The 20,473-nt window shown below is 38.3% G+C and carries 11 protein-coding genes; all 11 read right to left on the reverse strand.

The genetic code is table 11. The features are described 5' to 3' along the window. The coding region (locus AB1630_03725) for a PEGA domain-containing protein (protein ID MEW6102918.1) at nucleotides 1-9,678 on the reverse strand (9,678 nt) is incomplete at its 3' end. Nucleotides 9,679-9,680: 2 nt separating this feature from the next. Continuing rightward, entirely contained in the window at nucleotides 9,681-13,835 is a 4,155-nt protein-coding gene (locus AB1630_03730; GenBank protein ID MEW6102919.1) for an RHS repeat-associated core domain-containing protein, read from the reverse strand. Between the two features lies 1 nt (nucleotide 13,836). Next, on the reverse strand, nucleotides 13,837-14,100 hold the full coding sequence (locus AB1630_03735) for a YgiT-type zinc finger protein (protein MEW6102920.1): 264 nt from the start codon (nucleotides 14,098-14,100) through the stop codon (nucleotides 13,837-13,839). Nucleotides 14,101-14,106: 6 nt separating this feature from the next. Continuing rightward, a complete protein-coding gene (locus tag AB1630_03740; GenBank protein MEW6102921.1) occupies nucleotides 14,107-14,460 on the reverse strand; it encodes a nucleotidyltransferase domain-containing protein in 354 nt (117 codons plus the stop codon). Then, complete coding sequence (locus tag AB1630_03745) at nucleotides 14,433-14,825, reverse strand: HEPN domain-containing protein (protein MEW6102922.1); 393 nt, start codon at nucleotides 14,823-14,825, stop codon at nucleotides 14,433-14,435. Before AB1630_03745 ends, AB1630_03740 begins: the two co-directional genes overlap by 28 nt. Before the next feature lie 4 nt (nucleotides 14,826-14,829). Next, nucleotides 14,830-15,891 (reverse strand): hypothetical protein, encoded by a 1,062-nt coding sequence (locus AB1630_03750; protein MEW6102923.1) that lies wholly within the window; start codon nucleotides 15,889-15,891, stop codon nucleotides 14,830-14,832. After that, a complete protein-coding gene (locus tag AB1630_03755) occupies nucleotides 15,878-16,267 on the reverse strand; it encodes a PaREP1 family protein (protein MEW6102924.1) in 390 nt (129 codons plus the stop codon). Before AB1630_03755 ends, AB1630_03750 begins: the two co-directional genes overlap by 14 nt. A 159-nt stretch (nucleotides 16,268-16,426) precedes the next feature. Then, a complete protein-coding gene (locus tag AB1630_03760) occupies nucleotides 16,427-19,399 on the reverse strand; it encodes a cohesin domain-containing protein (GenBank protein MEW6102925.1) in 2,973 nt (990 codons plus the stop codon). After that, nucleotides 19,396-19,872 carry a hypothetical protein gene (locus AB1630_03765; protein MEW6102926.1) on the reverse strand — a complete coding sequence of 159 codons (477 nt, stop codon included), beginning with the start codon at nucleotides 19,870-19,872 and terminating at the stop codon, nucleotides 19,396-19,398. The genes AB1630_03760 and AB1630_03765 overlap by 4 nt, the downstream gene beginning before the upstream one ends. Beyond that, on the reverse strand, nucleotides 19,865-20,209 hold the full coding sequence (locus AB1630_03770; GenBank protein ID MEW6102927.1) for a nucleotidyltransferase domain-containing protein: 345 nt from the start codon (nucleotides 20,207-20,209) through the stop codon (nucleotides 19,865-19,867). The genes AB1630_03765 and AB1630_03770 overlap by 8 nt, the downstream gene beginning before the upstream one ends. Nucleotides 20,210-20,235: 26 nt before the next feature. Beyond that, nucleotides 20,236-20,473: hypothetical protein (locus tag AB1630_03775; protein ID MEW6102928.1), on the reverse strand; the 238-nt coding region annotated here is incomplete at its 5' end.

Genomic DNA, 20,473 nt, shown 5'->3' on the forward strand with positions numbered 1-20,473 from the left:
GCCTGGTCTTCTATATTTGGCAAAGAATTCATCCTCTTTTTCATTTGGTTGCCAGCGATAAACCCTGAACTCAAGCTTGCCAAGGTTATCAATTATCCCAAGGTCTTCTCCGATGTTTATGGTGTTTTGGGAGATTATTGGCGTTAGCGGCATAGTTCCTATGAGGACTTGACTAAGCTTAGCTATGCTTGTTTTGCTTTCGGGAAGGCTCGGAGGAGAAAACATTACCCAGGTATTTGCCGGGATATGCCTTATGGTTGGACAAATCCCCACATTTTGACTTCTGACTTCTGACTTCTGACTTCTGACTTCTACTGTCCTTGTGGCAGGGAAATAGCCTTCTTTTGTAACCACAAGGGTATATGTTCCAAGATTTAATCCAGGAATGGTGTAAGTTCCATCTTTATTTGTTGTTGCTGTAGAATTTTCAATCCTTACCCCTGCATCTTTTATCGGATTTCCTGTCAAAACATCCCAAACAATGCCAGAGATAGAATAGATTGCCTCTGTTATGGTAATAAGACCTGTTTCATCTGTTAGTGAATCATAAGAGACAGAGATTGTGCCTGTGCTTGCCGTTGCAGGAGAAAATATCGTATATGTTCCCATTGTTGGGTTTAGGGTTCCAACTAAACCAGAGGCCATCCATGTTCCTGAGAGATAAGCCTTGTTTTCATCATTATCATAGCCTCTTAGATAAAGGGATAGTGTTTCATTGAGATTAAGTGTTATTATGCCTATTTCTTGGTCTTCGCTATTTACAATCTTGATTGTTGTGATTGAACCCATCTTTACAGTAACTGTTGCTTGAGCAACCTTGCCTGAATATGTGCCCGTGATTGTCCAGGTTCCTACCTTACCTGGGTAGTAGATATTTTCCGAGATTGTGCCGATTGGGTCATTCTCGGTAAACTCAGCCTGCACTGTCCAGGTGTTGCCATCGTTGTCATTAGCAATGGCAGTTAGGGTTAAGGAGCCATCGGCAGTGAGGCTTGCGGCTTTTGGCTCAAGGTTTAAGGCTGTGATTGTGCCGTGGTCTACAATAATGGTTGTGGTTGCCATTAGGCTAGATGATATGCTTCCTGTTATGGTGTATGTGCCTATTTTTATTAACCCTTCAATTACAATTGTTGCTGTTCCATTGGTTGTTGTTGAGGTAGAGGATGATAATGTGCCATAGGATGTAGACCAATTAACGATTGTTCCATCTGGCACAGGGTTGTTGTATTGGTCTTTAACATAGGCAATGGCTGTGGTTGTTCCCTTGTCTGCGATTATTTCTTTTGGATTGGCGGTTAGGGTTATGGTTGCTGGAGGACCTGTAACAACATAGGTTGTAGCTGAGGTAGAGTTGTTGGTGGGGTTTTCATCAGTAGATGGGATGCAGGTAATGGTAGCATAGTTTGTTATTGTGCCTATTGATGAAAATGTGCCCCAAATGGTTATTGTGCCTGTTTCATCTTTTTCTAATTTATTTATGTTCCAAGAACCTGTTGAGCCGATAAGATTAAAGTCAAATGGAAGGGTATCTATAATCTGAACATTATAAGCCGTTATACTGCCTTTGTTTCCAAAGGTTATTGTGTATGTTGTAATCTCTCCATAAGTTATTGTAGAAGAACCATATTTTTCAATCCAGAGGTCGGTTGGTGTTGCTACAAAGACAGTGGATAAGGGAAAACTTATATTTTCTGTGGTTGAGCCAAGTTCTACATAAACAGGAGTTGGGGTGCCTATGATAGTGACAGAGCCTCCGCTTGTGCTTGTGCCAAATAGATAGACACCTGTAAATGTGCCATATCCACCAATCGGTTCGCCTAAGTTTCCATCCTCATCATTATTTGTGGACAAAAAGGCACTAATGTAATAGGTTCCTGGGGATACTTGTAGGCTATAGGAAATACTTCCTGGACCTTGAAATGTTTGTGTGCCTTGATACTTAGGGTCATCTTGAAATTGAAGATTATCAAAGATAACGTAGTATAAAGTGCCTGAGCTTGGTCCAAAATAGGTTATGATGCCAGTGATGGTGCCGAAGGATGATTGGATTATATGGGATAATCCAAAGTTTATATTTTTTATTGTAGAACCTGGGGTTATTGAAACAGGGATTGGTGTGCCAACTATGGTGACTGTGCCATCCAATAGATAGACAGCGGTTAAGCTGCCATAGATGCCAATTGGGTCACCAATGCTTAGGGTATCTGTACCAAGGTATGCACCAATATAGTAGGTTCCTGGTGTTCCTATGGAGAAGGTGTATGAAGCTTGAGTGCCATTTAATGTAGCTGTTCCCGCTGCTATTGGTTCTCCTTGAAAGCCTGAATTATCAAATGCGGCATAATGTAATGTGCCTGTCTTTGTGCCATTATATGTAATTGTGCCGGTAATTGTGCCAAAAATTTTGGTGAGGGTAGCCATAATATAGGTTGTTTCTGTAGAAATAATGGTTGCTGAACCAAACCAATCTTCATAACCTTCAAGGGTTAGCTTGATGCTATGGGTGCCAAGTAAGACATTGGTTATCGTGGCTGGGGTAGTTTGATAAGTATCTGTTCCATCAATAAAAACCTCTGCCCTTGGGGGAATAGAGGTTATTGAGAGCGTGCCAACCTCATTTTCCAGGGTAAATATTGCCTCCTCCATTATGAGCAGGGTTTCCTCCTCGTCTACTGATAGAAGCATGCCACCTGATGTAAGGAGATAAAATCCATAGGTTATGGAGTATTCACCTGGGATAAGGCTTGTAATTGTTCCCTGAATTTCAACCAAATTCTCTCCTACATCAAGGTTTACCCTCTTTTCAAAGAATAAATGTGATACGGATTTTTCCTTAATCCATCCCCTTATTATTCCCTTAATTTTCCTATTCATTTCAACCTTTAATGTAAGCTTAATCTCGTCGCTCGGTCTATAGATTTCCTTATCAAACCTGGATTCAATTACCTTAAGGGATATTCCTATTACATCAAACCTTATGTTCCCCCTTATGGTTTCTGTTCCCATAAGAAAGGCATAATATAGCCAGTATGTGCCTGAGGTAAGATTGGATGGAATCTTAAGCACAATTGTGCTTGTTCCATTTATGTTTACCTCTTTTTCCTCCCCTGGGCTCATTAGGCTTAATGTGCCATTTTCACTAGAAAAGACAAGAATGCTCATTGTCCCTCCTGCTTCATAGATCTGCTTATCCAGGGTAAGGCTGATGGTCGCTTGTTTTTCATAGAGATAAAGGTTGTTGATATAGAGAGACCTTCCTGCTTCTGTTCCATAGGTATAAATGCCAAAGTATAGTTTTTGGGAAACAAATGAGGGAATAAAAACAGGGAATGTAAGGGTTGTTTCTGTGCTTATGGTAAATGCAAATGTGCCATTGTAGTCAGCGTAGTGAACCTTGGCAAGGAGGTTAAGGGTTTGGGTAGAAAATGCTACATTTTGAATGGCAATCCTTAGGGTGGCTGTTTCACCTATATTGTAAGCATCCCTGTCTAAATAGCCAGATACCTTGATATGTATACCATTTAGATGAAATGGGATAATCTTTGTTTCAAGCTCAATACCCTCTCCTGTTGAAAGCCTTGCCTCGCCACTGTAATCCCTTTCCTCAAGGTCATCAGGGATTAGGAAGGAAAAGGTTAAAGAGCCTTCTTGGTTTGAGGAAAGCCATATTTGTTTTGTCTCATCAATAAAATCAAGGATTTTCACATTAACCCTTGCGTTTCCTTCACCAGAACCATTATTCTTGACGAATATGGTTATGGTTTCTATTTGGCTCAATGTAAAGGTAGAAGGAGAAATAGCTAGGAGAGAAAATTGTGGAATTAAGACAATTGTGGTTGTCTTTGTCGTAATAGGAGAGCCGTTATAAAGGGCTTGGGCGATAATTGTGTATGTTCCTTGTGTTGCGGTTGGTGTGCCTGAAAAAGAAATGGTGCTCGTTCCAGAAATAGGAAGCCTGATTTGCTTTTCCTCCTTAAGAAAGCCAGAATCTATGCTTATTCCTCCTACGAATTCATTTCCTCCCTTATTCTCAACCAGGATGTCAAAGGAGAGCCTTCCGTCAACAAGGCCAATTAGTTTCTCAGGTGCATTTATGGTAAGGTCAACCACATTGAATTGGGAGACCTTAAAGGATTTTGTCCCTGTGCCAAAGAATGAGGAATGGGTTAAGCCATAATTTCCGCTTATAAGCTCATAGATAAGCTCACCAGAGATAGCTTCTCCTTTTGGAATGTAAAAATCCTCTTTAACAGTAACAGAACCATCGCCATAGCTATAATTTGCCTGCATAATTCCCATCCCCCTCTTTTGGCTCTTAAGCCTTATTTTAGGAGGTGCCTTACACCATTGCACATTTATACCCTTGGATAGATTTAGCTTTTGCAATATAAATTCTAATGAAATATTTGAAGAAAATTCCCCTTTATTTTCAAGGGTAAATGGGATGGTAGTAGTTCCTTCGGGATATAGGTCTTTTGGCTCTGTTTTTACATCTATTCTCTCACCAAAGATAATCCCTTTTGTATAGGTGGCAAAAACATCGCCATAAACGATAGCGGTTATTGTGCCATCAGAGGTAAAGGAGCTGGTTGCCTGAAATAGCTGGCTTCTTTCTGGGATAAGGGATAGAGTGCCAAAATCCCTTATATTTCCTTCTGCATCCATTATCAGCCCAAGGTTTATAGGATATGGCGATGTATTCTTTAGGCTAATTGAAACATCAAAATCACCCCTTTTAACTATATTTGGTGCATCAATTATAACCTGAAGGGAGGGAGGGATAACCTCAATCTTTTCCCTTGTCTTTTCATCAACAGTGCTTTGTATTTGAAACCCTTTGCTTCCTCCTGAAAGAATTGCCTCTAATATAAATGTTTCCTCTGCTATAGTTGTTGTTTTGAATGAATATGTTTCATAATCTGTTATTTCAAATGAGCCTGTCTTAAATATTTCAACCCCATTCTTTGTTAAAGATAAAAAGCAATTAGTAAAGGTGGAGGGGAGGAAATTCTCTATGTAAATTGTTAGGGTTGCAATTTCTCCTCTCTTATAAACAGGCTTTTCAGGAAGAATAGCAACATAGACAGAGCCTGTTCCAAAAATATAGAAGCCCTTTTCTGACTCGTCTATTATCTGTCCAATGGCTGATTTAAGGATTGCCTCAAGGTATGCCTTTCCTCCGCCTGTTACTGTTCCAACCTCAATGGTTGTGGTTGTTGTGCTATTAGCACTAAGGCTTATTAGTGTATTTGTCTCTGCTAGAAGGTTTCCTTTGATAGAAAATTGGGCAATGCCATCTTGTGTGGCAAACCAGAGGCTTTTGTCATCAGAATCCATATCTAAGCAATAGTTTGAGGGCAGGCCATCGGATTTGGTATAGGTTTTCCAGGTATTATCCTCTAAGTCATAACAGGCTATACCCTTATATGTTGATACCCAGAGGTAATTTTCCTTAATGAGCATTTTTCCAATATGGTTGTCTGGCAAGCCATCAGATGTTGTCCATACCTTCCATTCGCCTGTTTTCCTGCTATATCGCTTTAAGCCTTGCTCTGTCCCAAACCAGAGATAATTGTCATTACAAGCAAGGGATATTATGTTTTCACCTTGTAGGTATGTTATACCATTATATTCAATCGCACCATAGGGTGTGGCAAGGTATAAATTAGATCCATAAGAGGCAATGTCATTTACCTTATTAAAGGGTAGCCTCTCCCATTGCTCATTCCTAAACCTTATCAAGCCATTATAACCAGCAAACCAGACATAGCCACCAAAATCAACTATAGAGTGAAAATCAAGGTCGCCACCAAAAGGAAGAAGGGCGGTATTGTAAGGAAAGGCATCAAAGTTTGTGTTACCTCTGCATATTGCCTTGTCGGTTATAGCCCAGAGATAGCCTCCTCCTCTTGCTAATGCTTTAATCTTTTCTCCCAAGATACCATCCTTTTCATTAAATTGGCTCCAGGTCTTATTCTTTTTGTCATATCTTGAAAGCCCCCTGTTTGTCCCAAGATAGATATAATCGCCCTCATTAAAAACAGAGGAAACCTCGTTGCTTATTAGCCCATCAGCCGTTGTATAACTTCCCCATCCTGAAATAGGCTCATACTTGCTCAAGCCATCCTCCCCACCCAGCCAAACATTATTTTCATCAATAGCACAGGAGGTATTTTTCAAAGAAGCAAGCCCATCAACAAAGGTCTGCCAGGTATCAGAGGGCTTATCATACTTGCTTGCCCCCTTTTGGGTGGCAAACCAGACAGAATTGCCTAATGCTGATATATCCAAAACCTCATTTCCTTGCTGATACCCTGAGGTTGTATAGACCCTCCAGAAATTATTTGCCTTGTCATACATACTTGCACTTCCATCTGGATGGCCAAACCAGATATAATTTCCGTCAATACCAATGGAAAGGACATAGCTATGGGCAAGTCCATCTTCTGTTGAATAATGGGTTATTTCCTCATTATCCAAATTCAGCCTGAATGCACCATCATAGGTAGCAAACCAGAGGAAATTGCCATCCTTTGCTATTGCATTTATATAATTTCCTGGTTGGGTTTGACCTGGATAATATGTCTTCCAGACATTGTTCCATTGGTCGTATCTGCTTGCTCCTTCCCATGTTCCAAACCAGATATAGCCATTGTCAACAAGAACAGACCTGACATTATTGTTGTTTAAGCCGTCATTTGATGTGTAGTTTGTAAATTTCTTGTTTAGCTTGTTGTATCTTGATACACCATTTTCCCTGCTTGCTATCCATAGCTCATTTCCATCTTTGGCAATGGATGTAAGGTCATTTCCACAAAGCCCATTTATGGTTGTGTAAAGGTTATAGAGATTGCCTGTCTTGTTGTATTCTATTAACCCACCATTTGTGGCAAGCCAGATGATATCCCCATCTAGCACGATGTCGTTTATATTTTTTATATTAGAATAGGAAACCCAATCCGAGATAGCCGCATATGCAGATAGGGTTAGTGTAGCGTTTTCTATATCCTTGTTTTTAAGGTTTGCTATTGTGTTTATGGCAGAAAGTGTTCCCCCTGACATATAGATTCTGCTTTTAGGATTTGCCTCAAGGTCTCCTAGTATGCCCTCTATCTTGATGCTTCGGTTAAATATTGTTCTCTCTCCCTCATTGTCTATTGCGGTAATACCCAAGATATAGTTTCCATCAAGTGCCTGGTCAGGGATTATAAGCCTTATGGATGTTTCACTTCCTGGCCAAAGGTATATGGAGGTTTGGGTTTCAAATATGCTCATATTCCTGCTATCAATTACCTTTGAATAAACTGTATAAGAGCCATCTACGCCGCCTATGTTTTTCAGGGTAAAGCTATTAGAAGAAAAATCCTGTAGGATTAGCTTTTCAGGAGGGATAAAGAATTCATAGGATTTTACAAAGGTCTCACTACCCATTGTAAGGGAAAGATAGACCTTGTGCTTTCCATCTTTGACTGTGTCTGGAATATAGGGGCTATAGCCAATTGTATTTTGTGAGCCAGGGTATAAAACAAAGGTATTGGTTTCTGTAAAATTGCAATCAGGGATGCTTAAAACCAAGCTTAAGTCTTGCTTGAAATTGCCTGTGTTTATGATGCTTGAGGTTGCTTTTATACTTTCCCTTATTGAGTAAAATGGCTGGTCAAATTCACATTTTATAATATTTTGATTTTTAATCTCAATCTGTCCTGATACATCCTTTACCCCATTTTTTATAAAATAAAAGAGCTTGTAGGTTTCAAAGAATTTAATGGGCTGGATGGGGATATTTGTTATTATTGTTGCTTCTTGTCCAGAGCTTATTGTTCCAATAGAAGTTGATGTCTCAAATAGCTTTCCCTTTGTATCAGAAAGGATAAGGCTTAAACTTCCAGGTGGAATCTCATAGCCATAGCTTTCGATATTAAAGGATACGCTATTGGTTGTTCCCCAAAAGTTTGGCAATATTGGCTTAACAAGAAGGGATGCAGGAGGAACCTTAAAGGTTGCAAAGGATTCACAGACCCTTTCCTCATTTACATAGGCAAATGCCTTGACAACAGAAATTCCACCCATACTTTTTTCTGGCACGGTGAATGTAGCAATTTCTGTTAAAGAGCCTAAGGGACGAAGGGAAAGCTCAAATGTTTTATTAAGTCCAGCCAGGATGCAGGAAAGATTGACCCGGACATTGTATTGTGCATTCTTTCGATTAAAAACCAAAAGGGTAATTGTTCCCCCTTCTTTTCTTTCATATTCATCCTTTGAGGTAGTAAGCTCCATACCAATGGTTGGTTTAATTACCTGTCCTCCCAGAGACTGAACACCAATATTGGTATGAAGCCAAAACCTCCAGACACTATAATGGCTTGTAATTCTAACCCTAATGTATGTCTCTGTGCTCGTATTTGCCGGGACAAAGACAGGGCCAAACCCTCCACTTGAGTGAAGGGGAATAAACCAATTCCCCGTTATTGTTCCGCCTACATTTGTATTATTGTAGATAATCACCTTAAATTCAACATCGCTGTCGGCGATAAGTTCCTCCCCTGGGGTTGAAACAGAAAGGGAAAAACCTGGGGTTGGCTTCGCTCCTTCATAAGGTTTAGCCACGGCAAACCTTTCTGCCTGGATTTCCTTTTGGATTGGGTTGTTGCTGTTGTCTAAAAGGGTATAGGCAATGGTGTAGATGCCTAATGTGTCAGGCAAGGTGTAATTAAAGGTGTAGGTGGAAAAGGAATTTGAAGGGATTGAAGATGGAAGACTGGAGATGGAAGATGTTGAAAAAGATTTGTCGGGATTTAGGATGGTAATTTGGACATTTTTAGCGGTTTGGGTGGAAAGATTAGCCAATGTAATAGAAAGTTCTGTTTGGCTTCCTTGGGAAAACTCAGGGATTTTTTCTTCGGGTTTTTTTGCCCAGGTTATTATATCCCTGATTAAGGCAATTTCATCAGATGAGATATGGCTATATGAGAACCCCTGGTCTGAATAAAGGGTTGAGGCAATTACCATTCCCTTGCCAAAAGGGTACATAAGCATTGCCGGCAATTTGTTCTTTGTCCTCATTAAAAGAATAGTAGTTGAGCCTGGCCAGGCGGTAAAATAGCCATCAATGTTTGCAGTTACATAAAGCCCTGGCTGACTAGAAAACATTGGATGGGGTGTTTCAATGTATGCGGCATTTGTCCAGCAGGATTGGTCCTCCCTCCAGCCAGCCCCTTCTACCTTACCTGTGGGAAGGCAGCTAAATTCATAGCCCCTTTGCTGGAAAAAGCAAATAATTGTTCCACCCTCACTTGCATACCTTGCTAGGCCTTCTCTAAAAATAGATGAGCCTTCAAGCCCATAAAGCCCTCCGCTTGGGATAATAAGAATGGGATGGTCTCTTGCTGTGCCAGAGGGAAGGCTAGAATGAATGGCATAAGGCTCTTTTATCTTTTCCAAAAGCAAAGCCATCTGGTCATAATAGCCATTCTGCAAGATGGCTACCAGTGCATACCCGGATGGATGAAGCCGCACTCCATCAACCGTAGAGACATCCACGGTATCATCTGGCCTGTCTCCTCCAGCGTAGGAATTTCCCCTTGGTTGTGGATGCCCAGGACCACACCCATCTCTAGCCATAGCAATTTGAGAAAATGCCGTCAACCCAATCATAAAAAATAGATATATTTTTTTCATTTTTATCTGCATAATAGGTTTATCATCCTATTTCTTGCGGCAATTCTATCAAACACACTACTCCCTGGCTCTGTTCTTATCCTGTCTGCATTTTCATACCTTTGTTCAAATGTCCAGCTTTGGCACTCCTGTATGATATTTCCTGTAGCAATACCTTCTACAATACCTTCTACAGTCCTTTGCGAGATTGTAGTGGATTGTATTGGTATATCAACATCGGCATGAACTATTGTAGCTGAAACCCCTAATCCTGCACCTACCCTGATACCATTGGGAATTGGAATGGGTATCCCAAAAATATTCACATGGGTTAAAGGAATAGCGAAATCAACCTTAAGGAGGGCTGCTACACCAAGATTTAAAGTAGCATCATTCTTGCCAAAGAGCTCGTCTATGCCTCCATTTACACATACACCCGCTTGAGGAATGCCAACATTGGCATAAATTGATGGTTCCACAAATCCTCCTTCTCCACTAAAGTCATAACCTATATCTGTTTGTCCAGCAAGACCCCCACCCACATTCCACCCTGCTTCCCCTCCACCAAGTATCCTTGCAAGACCGTCAGGGTCAATAAAGAGTAAGGGATTATTCCCTACATAATCATAGTAATTCCTGTTATAAAACCCAAATGCCCTGCCATTCACCACCCTATTTTCAATAGAAAATTTCTCTATTCTTTCTTTTAAAAAGACATAATCCATTGGCTCTTTTTGCAAAAATCTTCCTATTTCAGGGTCATAGTGCCTTGCCTTCATATAATAAAGCCCTATTTCAGAATCAAACTGGGCTCCTGTAAAAAGTAAAGAAGGCTCTATTTCCCCTCTTTTGCTTCTTACCCTTCCAAAAGGCTCATAACTTAAAGATGCAATCTGGTTTCCATTTTGGTCTATTAAACCGATAATATTACCAATAAGGTCGCTTAAGAAATAAGTAGTGGCTGTTCCTCTCTTCATACCAATAGCTTCATTTCTAGCACCAAGGATATAACTTGTTTTTAGATTACCAGAATCATCATATTCACCAAGCAATCTCTTTCTGTTCCAAAGATATGTTATTGTCTCAGTGCCTGTCATTTTTCTTATCCGATAGCCCAGGGGAGAATAGGTATAGGAACCTATGTTATCATTTAAACAAAAAACTCCTGTCAATCTATTACCATAATCATAGCTATAGGTGGTTGTTGAAAAATCACTGGTCTTCTTTATCATATTGCCATTGTTATCATAGACATAAGATGTAATCCCTGCCTTAATGAGTCTTTCTGCATTATCATAAGTATAGTCTATCCCATTCATAGAAAGGCGATTTCCAACCTTATCATAGGTATAGGCAGTGTTTGTTCCTGAGGGCGTAACTTCTCTGATTAACCTATTGAGCTTATCATATTCATAAAAAAATCTTCCCTCGGGTGTTGTCATACTCAAGACATTACCATTTCTGTCATATGTGTAATTATAAAATGAGATAGTTTTATTATCAGGCTTTTTATAAACAATGGAGGTTATTTGGGAAAGGGCATTATAACTATACTCACAAAATACACCATTTGGATAAGTCATCTTTGTTCTTCTGCCAAGAGAGTCATAAGAATAGTTTATCTTACCATCCTCATTTGAAATAGAGGTTGTCCTGTTTAGAGCATCGTAGGTATAGTTTATTACTCCCTTGCCTTCTTCCCTCAAGGTCCCAAGGTTATTCAAACTATCATAACTATAGTTAAGCTTTTTTGTGAAAGAACCATAATTATAGATTAAGGTAGTCATTCTATCAAGGTTATCATAGGTCATACTACCTGAAAGGCCTAAAGAGGAAAAATCAATAAGATTTCCATTATTATCATAGCCCATTTTCAGAGAAGAATCTGGATATTCCGCCCTAACCATTTGGTTGAAATCATCGTATATATAAGATATTTTTAAACCCATGGCATCCTTCTTCTCTATCAGGTTTCCAATCACATCATAGGTATAATAAATGGTATTTCCCAGTGGGTTTTTCATCTCTATAAGACGGTCTACAGAATCATAGGTATAGTTTATACTATGACCATTAGCATTGGTTAGCGAGATGAAATTTCCCATCTTATCATAGGTATATTTACTTTCTCCTCCATTTTCATCGCATACCTTAATCAATCTTCCAAGTTTATCATAGGTATATTCTGTAGAATTTCCACAAGCATCAATTGTCTTTGTCAAGTTTCCTGATGGGTCATATCCATACCTAATTATTCCTCCTTGAGGATTATTCACTTGGGTTCTTCTTCTATTTTTATCATAGGAGTAAGAAAAGACATTACCTGCTGGGTCAGTAAGTGATACAAGATTACCTATTTTATCATAACTATATCGTAAGACTGCCCCTTCCCGGCCTGTTATCTTAATAAGCCTATCTGAGGCATCATATTCAAAAAAGATTGTTCTATTTAATGGGTCTGTTATTGAAACAAGATTTCCTCTACCATCATAAGTATATTTGGTTAGATTACTTAAACCATCCTTTACCTCTGTAAGCTTATTTGCATTATTGTAAGTAAAATCTGTGGTTACCTTATTTGGATTAGTAAAAGAGGTTAGCCTTCCAACCTGGTCATAGCTAAAAGTTGCTGTCCTACTTCCTATTTTAATCTGGGTCAGTTCCCCATAATCGTTATATGAATATTCTGCCTCCTTCTTTCTTGTATTTATTATCTTTATTGGTTTTCCAAAGCTGTTATAAATTGTAGTGGTAAAGTTTTTATCAGGATATTCAATCTTTACGCTAGAACTTCCATCATAGGTAAGATTAGTAATGCCTCCCTTTGGGTCTATTATCCTTGAGAGCCGATTATACACCTTCTCATACTCATATTTCCAAACTACCCCTTCTGGACCGCTTCTCTGGGTAAGATTGCCTCTATCATCATAGGTATATTCCCAGTAAGCACCATTTGGGTATATAATTTTTTCAATCAGCTTTCTCTTATTACGATATATCTCTTTTTTGTTTCCCTCTGCATCAGTAATAACCATTCGTTTTGCATTATCTCCATAATATCCAGGCTTATAGCAGTGAACTATCTTATTGCCTAATACATCTTGTATAGTGGTAATCATACCTGAGTTTATTTCTCCTATATCTTCATATATATCTTCATAAAAAAATGATGTATCCTCCTTTGATGGACCCTTTAATCTAACAACCCTTTTATTGAGGTCATAGGAAATTTTTAAAGAGGCTCCTTCTTTGATAATACTCTTAATATTATGTTCAGTGTCATAAAGAAAAGATGTCTTTCTACCCAAAATATCCATTACCTCTATTAAATTGTCTTGGTAGTCATATTTAAAACTTACTGACCTTCCAGTATGGTCTTTAACTCTACTTATCTTGTCTTTAGCTGTATAGGTAAAGGAAAAACCCCTTTTAGTTGTTTCGTCCTGCACTTTTATCAGCCTATTTAGATAGTCATAAAAGAAGGATATTTTATTTTCAAATCTATCCTTTATCATAGAAAGCTTATAGATACCCCGTTTTTCCAATCTTTCAGAAAAGGAGGTAATCTCTACACCCCCCTCCTTTAAAATTCTTTGGTAATTGGAAACATTTGGTATCTTCTCAAGCTCCGCAGGTTTTTCAAAAAAATATTTTGTCCCATCATTATAGATCATTATAAAACCATTATCACTTTTTGTAATTTTAATATCTTCTCCATAAATGCTTATAAAACCCTCTCCTTCTTTCCTAAATTCCAAGCCCTTACCATTTCCTCCAATTAATTCAAGCTTGCAAGGAAGGCTTTCTGAACAAACAGTGGTAACTCCTTTAACCATTGTTATAATTTTTCTTTCTTCCGGTGGTCTATATTTTAAATTCATATCCCAGAGTGTATGCCAGCCCCAACCAAGAATACCGTTGCTTTCACTCTGATTATTATATAAACGAGCAAAGTACAGGTCTATTTCCACTCCCGGTATCATAAGATCCGTATATCCCAAGTTCAGAGACCCATTGCTTGTATCAACAAGGTCAATATGCTCCTGTGAGAATAAGAACGGGCTAAATAATACCAAAGAGCCAAATACCAAAAGCCCAAAAATCAATAGCCTTTTACCCTCTGTTAAATACCCAATTATTCTTTCTATCATTTGTCTTTCTAATTTAAATTTAATCATTTTATACTCCTATAGCTATTTCTCTCATTTTGTCTTGCAGGATAGGTAGTTTTTTAGAAAAACTATTTACATCCTCTACTACCCTGTCTACTAACCTATCAAGGTTTTCAGCTATGACACCCTCAATAAATTCCCTGCCACATCCTGAACAAACCCTCGCTGGCACATTCTTTACTACAACCCTAATTTTATCCAGGTAATAATCCATCTCTACCCTTCCTACAATTACATCCCTCTTACATTCTGGACATTTTAAGTTATTCATTGTTTTTTAATCCTCCTTGTTTGTAATTTTATTTTGTCGTTTTATTCTTTTTCCTGTCCTTAAAATTTCCCCTGCATAAGGATTCGTTTTATCAAAGTCAGATTTTCTAATTGGATGAGGTTCTATCCGTGTATCAATCCTTCGTCCTAATTTCATTAGTCTAAATTGAGCCTCAAAAATATCAGGTAGCCATTCTTTGGCAACAATGGCTAAGTCTATATCGCTATCTTCTTTTGAATTTCCCTTAGCATAGGAGCCATAAAGATAAACCTGCTCAAACGAAATATTATTTTGCTGAAGAAGGTCAAGATATTTAATAATGGTTTTCATAATTATTTTAGAATCTGTTCCACAAGCCATAAATGCAACCTCCTTATCTTACTAATATTGGTTTCTGCATATTTTTTTGTGCACTTTTTATAGAATTCCAGTTTATAATCTGGGTATCTAACATTGATATTAAATGTAGTTATGAGCAAAAGGTCATCCTTTTGTTCCTCATTTAAGGATAAATCCGTCTTCTCTGCTAATCTAAGTAAATGATGTATCAAAGGTGGATTATCGGACACAGTTTTTACATAATATGCCTTCAACAATTTTTCAATAACCAGGTGCCCGATGAACAAAGCCCATGAATAGTCTTCACTTTTGAGCAGATTTTCCATTGTCTTGAAATCTGCATCTGATGAACCAACCCAATATTCAATCAATTCCTTTTTTGTCATAATCTTACCCCTTTGTTATCCTCAATGTCATCAGGTTAAGTTTAGAATATCTATCCTCTTCTATGCAATAAAAAGAAAGCCCTTTGGAAAGGTTATCTGTCCCTTCCTCTGGAAGCTGGTCATTTAAGAGAAGCCAGCATCCTGCATCTGTCTTCAAATACCCTCTTGCTAATAGGCTATGTTTTATTCCCCCTGCCTCAACAGTCAAAACAGCCAATCTTTTCCTGTCTATTTCATCCTTTAAACATTTAAAACTATAAGGGAAAATTTGTCCCTGTGCAGAATAACCATAAGATTTAAGAAGCCTCTTTGTTGTCTTTATAGGTTCACAATCGCAGCCTGCTTTAGAGAACTTATCAGCTATCTTTTCAAAACTAGAATCCAGATTTATAATTCCCTTTCTCTGATAATAGGCAAGCAAAGAGCTTATACTTGTGGTTATGTCTGATATATAGAGCCTATAAGTAGGAAATGGGATAATTTTAGAGATAATAGGTGTGTTAAGTGGGCTTTGTTTAGGGTTTAGTGAAATTTGTTTAAGGTATGGGGAAAGCATTGAATCAATTATCTTATTTGTCCTCATATCAATGGTTATTTTGCCTGTTGTCCTGTTGTTTTCTATCACTGGAAACCGGACAAGATAGAGTGATATACCAAGCCAGATAAATCGTGGATTTCCCAATTTTTCTTCCTTGTTTATACAGCCTTCTGCCCTTTCTCTTAATGGTTCTATATTCCATTTGTGTGGAGGTCTCAAGGTTGAGAATTCTTGAATAATGCCATCTGATGAAACCATTATAAACCCTAAATTTTTATTCTTCTTTTCAACTTCAAAACATAAAACAGAAGGTTCAAGTTGCTGGTTGTAATAAATAACAAAACCTTTTGGCTTTGCCCCTCGCCAGTTAAGAATAACCCTTTTATTGCCAACCATATTTATAAAATCCTCTGCTATTGATGCAAATCTCTTTTCTAAAGAATAATCTTTCTTTGCAATTGCTGTAGTAGCAATTAAGCTCATTATAAAAAATAACAGGTATATCTTTTTTCTTTTAAACCCCTTCATTTCCATTTTCAAGACCCAATATAAATCTTTCTATATCATTTAAGTCATCCTCAAGGCTATCAAACATAATAATCCCTTCATGAAAGCCATCTATGTGTAGACTATGCCTCATACTATCATAAAATTTCTCTTCTTTCCTTCCTGCAAGTTTATGTATAAAAAACCTCCTTCCCCTCTCGCTCAAGGGAAGCTCCTCTATTTTTTTGCCTTTTTTGACAAATAGGGCATTAAAAGCCTTTACTAATGCAAGGTATCCCTTTTCTGCTGCTTGCCTTGCTGTCATTTCATCTTGCTCCTTCTTCGCCTCTTTTAGTTCATCAAAGGCAAAAAGCAAAATCTCTTGAGCCTCTTCTACAATGGATTCAAATTTGCTCATAACCTGCTCTATTCCTAAACTCTCTTAATCTTTTTCTGTATGTTCGGTATCTATCTGCATCTGGTTTGCAACCTTTTGTATTATCTTAACTTGAACCATTCACCTTATCTCCTAAAAATCTTTACCTTAATTTTGCATTTTTCGTTTTGCATTTTGCATTTATTTCACCACCCCAATCTTTCCAATTTTTTTCCAATTATTCCCCTTTGCAAAATAAATATAGACACCAGACGCTACCTTTTTACCATCATTGTTTGTAAGATACCATTTGTTATCATTCTCAATTGTCTTTACCAATTCACCTGCAATTGTGTAGATGTCTATTCTGCATTGGACTGGTAAAGCATCAAATTCAAAGATTACCTCCTTATATTGCTTGCAGGGATTGGGGTATACATATTTTAAAGGTGCATCCATTGCATCACTTAAAGGCATTAAGCCAAAGATAGAGAATGATGAGGTAGTCACCCTAACAACACCTTTTTCCTTATCTACCTCTCCTCCAAGCAATCTCCAGGTATTATCTATTAGCTTAAATATGCGAAGCTCATCGGGATTTAGATAATTTACAGGGTATGAAAGCTCAAGAATTGCAGGGTTGTTTAGGCTTGTATCTGTCCCTGAAAGCTTAATTTCTGTTGCTACCAGAGGCTTTATTCCTGATATTACAGGCTCTACTATTTCTACATAAACCTCATTGACAAATGTTTGTGAGCCAAAAATAACCCTTGTTTTATCCTTCTCAACAACCATCTCCCTATCTGGAAGAATCCCTGCCTTATCCCCTAATGAAAAATCAAAATCATTCTTTTCTTCACCTATTCCAATACTTGTCTTTGCTGAAAGATTTAATGCACCCATCACCTTTACCTCATAGTTTCCTGCCTGGGGGTTCAAAAAGGCATATTCTCCATTGGTATCTGTCTTTGTTTCTGCCTTAAAGCTTTGCTCTTTTAGAACAACAGTAATACCTGGAAGGGGAATTTTATCTAATGTCATAACCCTTCCCTTGATTGACTTTGCTTTAACATCAGAAATGGTTATTGTAGCAAGATTTGCCTTTATCCCAACAGATTCTTTCTTGGAATTTTGAAAGAATAGGTTTTTGCAAGCAATGTTTGATGTGCCAGATGAGCTTCCGTAGAATGTAATGCTACATAGCTTTCCATTTCCCGATATGCCAGAGACATTGCCGCATCTGGTTATTCCAAGGGTGATAGTGCCTGTGGTAATTGTTCCCTGAAAAAGGGTTTTCTTTCCATCGCGATTTAGAAATCTCCCTTCTGTAAATGTTATGCTTCCAAGAAGCAGGGGGTCAAAAACAAGGTCAAAGGAGGAAGAGTAAAGGTCAAGCTGGTCTTCTACCATAAGGTCAATGGTGCAAGCCCTATCAAGCTTTATCTCGGTTTTTTCTGGCTCAAGTTTAAGTTTTGTTGGAATAACATTTACAGAAGAAGATTTACCCTCGCCAGCCATCATCTCCTTTGTGTTTTCTAATTTAATGTTATCAAAACCCAATGAGCTACTTCCAAAGCCCTTTGTTTTAAAGGTAACAGAGCATAGGGTTCCTGTTCCATTGACGCCATCTACCTTCTCCTTTCTGGTTATCCCAATTATCGCCCTTCCCTCCTTAATTGTTTTCATAAAGCTTGTATCTATTCCATCCTTTTTTAAAAAATCACCCTCTATAATCTTTCCAAATCCAGTTTCCATTAAATTTGGGTCAAAAACAAGGTCAATGTTGCAACCATAGAGATTGCAAACATCCTCTATGTTCACCAAGACAGTAAATTCCCTTGCGGTTAGAACCTCTGTTTTGTCAGGTGTAATCCTTAATCTTATGGGAAGGATATTGATGGAAGTAGGGAGTAGAGAGTAAGGAGTAGGGAGTAGGGAAGAATTTTTAAGAGAAACAGAGGAAAGGGTTAATATTGCTGTTTGAGAGCCTTTTGGCCTTAAAACAATGCTTGCTAAGGTGCCACTTCCACTTACCCCAGAGACTGTGCCCTGCCTTGTTATACCAAGGATTAGCCTGCCCTCGGTTATTGTGCCAACAAACAAGGTTAGACTGCCATCTTTCTTAAGAAAGCTACCCTCAGTAAAGGTTGCAATACTTAATTTATCAGAAGGAAATAAAAGGTCAAGGTTGCAGGCATAAAGGTCTTCTGCGTTATTTGCTGTAATATCTACCTTAAATTCCTTGCCAGATGTGATGGTTGCACATTGCGGGATTATGGAAAGGGCTACAGGTGGTATGTTGATGAATATGGAAGAAGGGAGTAGGGAGTAGGGAGTAGGGAGTAGGGAAGAATTTTTAAGAGAAACAGAGGAAAGGGTCAGGGTGGTTGTTCCATTTGCTTTTGGTCTTAAGATAATGCTTGCTAATGTGCCACTTCCACTTACCCCAGAGACTGTGCCCTGCCTTGTTATGCCAAGGATTAGCCTGCCCTCGGTTATTGTGCCAACAAACAAGGTTAGACTGCCATCTTGCTTAAGAAAGCTACCCTCAGAAAAGCCTGCAATACTTAATAAATTTGGATCAAAGACAAGGTCAAAATTGCAAGCATAGAGATCCTCTGCATCGCTTGCTATGACATCCATTGTAAAGCTATGCCCAGAGGTAATCGTTGCAACGCTTGGGTTTAAGGAAAGCTTTGTAGGTGGTAGATTGATAAAAACAGAAGCGCTCGTAAAGGTTGCAAGGATTGTCGTTAAGGTTGAATTCTTAAGGCTTATGCTACTTAATGTCAATGTGGTTGTTCCATTTGCTTTTGGCTTTAAAACAATGCTTGCTAATGTGCCACTTCCACTTACGCCAGAGACTGTGCCCTGCCTGGTTATGCCAAGGATTAACCTGCCCTCGGTTATTGTGCCAACAAACAAGGTTGGACTGCCATCTTGCTTAAGGAAATCGCCCTCAGAAAAGTTTATAACCCTTAAGAGATTTGGGTCAAAGACAAGGTCAAAGCCACAGCCATAAAGGTCGCTAACACTTCCTACCTCCACATTAACCACAAATTCCTGATACGATGTAGATATAGTTGATAAAGGGGCTACCCTCAAAGTGGTTGAATTGACAAGGGAAGAGCCAAAAATAAAAAATAAAAAATATATTATCCAATACCCCTTCATTTTTCTAACCCTAATTCAGCCTCAAGAAATACAAGAAAATCCTTAATTTCTTTTATTAACATATCAACAACCTTATCAAATCTCTCAACAAGATAGCCCATTCTTTCACCTTTAAGCTCAAAACCATAGATATTCCTGAATAAATGCCTGAAAGAAAGATACTCATCAAGCAAAGCCGCAAGCCCTTCTGAGATAACCGCTGGTCTTAAACCCTTAATGGCTATTGTCATTTTAAACAGAAGTGCCTTATGCCATCTCTCGCTATCCTCGTATCCACCATTAATCTCAATAGCAACATACTTAAATATCCTTTCGCAACAATTATAAAAATCATGAAGTATTGAACCCTTTGATCGCCTGAATATTATGGAATCTTCCTTTAAAATCTCATCCATCTCCTTTTTTAGATTAAACACATTATCCAGCTCTTTTTCAATCTCAGAGATTATCAGCCTTAAAATATCTTTATCCAATCCTTAATCCCTCCCTTAAAACCCTCTCCCTAAAACCCTCTTTCAGGTCTTCAAATGGCTTTAGATCAATCCTGTAGCCTCCCTTTTTTATGAGAAATGCATATGCCTTGAAGAAATCACCCATTTTTAATCCCTTTATAACCATATCAATATCCGAATATGGATAAAACCTGGATGACAAAAGAGACCCACAAATATAGAGCTTTTCAAACTTATAATGCTCCTTTAAAAGCATTGCCAGCCTTTTTGCCTCATTTAAGGCATCCTCTTTTAGAGCCTCTAGTTTATCAGCCCTCTCTTTTAGGACTTCTAAAATGTTATATTTTGCCTTTTCCATATTATACGAAGAGCCCTTTTTTTCCTTTATTCTCCATTATACCTTAATATCGCTGGTTTGAAATCACGGGGGTTTAAAACCTTTATTATTCCATGTGAGGGGGCAAGGACAAAGAGCCCCTCTTTTTGGGCATTTAATTCAACACCGCCGCCAAACCTTCCGCCTGCTACTGCGGCGATTATCTCACAGTCTCTATAGAATTTAAAGAAGTCAAAGAATCTTTTATACCAGTTAAGGAAATAGCTCATATCGCTTGGTTCAAAG

Source organism: bacterium, assembly GCA_040753555.1.
Lineage (GTDB): Bacteria > UBA9089 > UBA9088 > UBA9088 > UBA9088 > JBFLYE01.

What these genes read in the sequence shown, in the direction of transcription:
- AB1630_03730 (MEW6102919.1), bottom strand. Translation starts at nt 13,835, where the DNA reads ATGATTAAATTTAAATTAGAAAGACAAATGATAGAAAGAATAATTGGG.
- AB1630_03735 (MEW6102920.1), bottom strand. Translation starts at nt 14,100, where the DNA reads ATGAATAACTTAAAATGTCCAGAATGTAAGAGGGATGTAATTGTAGGA.
- AB1630_03740 (MEW6102921.1), bottom strand. Translation starts at nt 14,460, where the DNA reads ATGGCTTGTGGAACAGATTCTAAAATAATTATGAAAACCATTATTAAA.
- AB1630_03745 (MEW6102922.1), bottom strand. Translation starts at nt 14,825, where the DNA reads ATGACAAAAAAGGAATTGATTGAATATTGGGTTGGTTCATCAGATGCA.
- AB1630_03750 (MEW6102923.1), bottom strand. Translation starts at nt 15,891, where the DNA reads ATGAAGGGGTTTAAAAGAAAAAAGATATACCTGTTATTTTTTATAATG.
- AB1630_03755 (MEW6102924.1), bottom strand. Translation starts at nt 16,267, where the DNA reads ATGAGCAAATTTGAATCCATTGTAGAAGAGGCTCAAGAGATTTTGCTT.
- AB1630_03760 (MEW6102925.1), bottom strand. Translation starts at nt 19,399, where the DNA reads ATGAAGGGGTATTGGATAATATATTTTTTATTTTTTATTTTTGGCTCT.
- AB1630_03770 (MEW6102927.1), bottom strand. Translation starts at nt 20,209, where the DNA reads ATGGAAAAGGCAAAATATAACATTTTAGAAGTCCTAAAAGAGAGGGCT.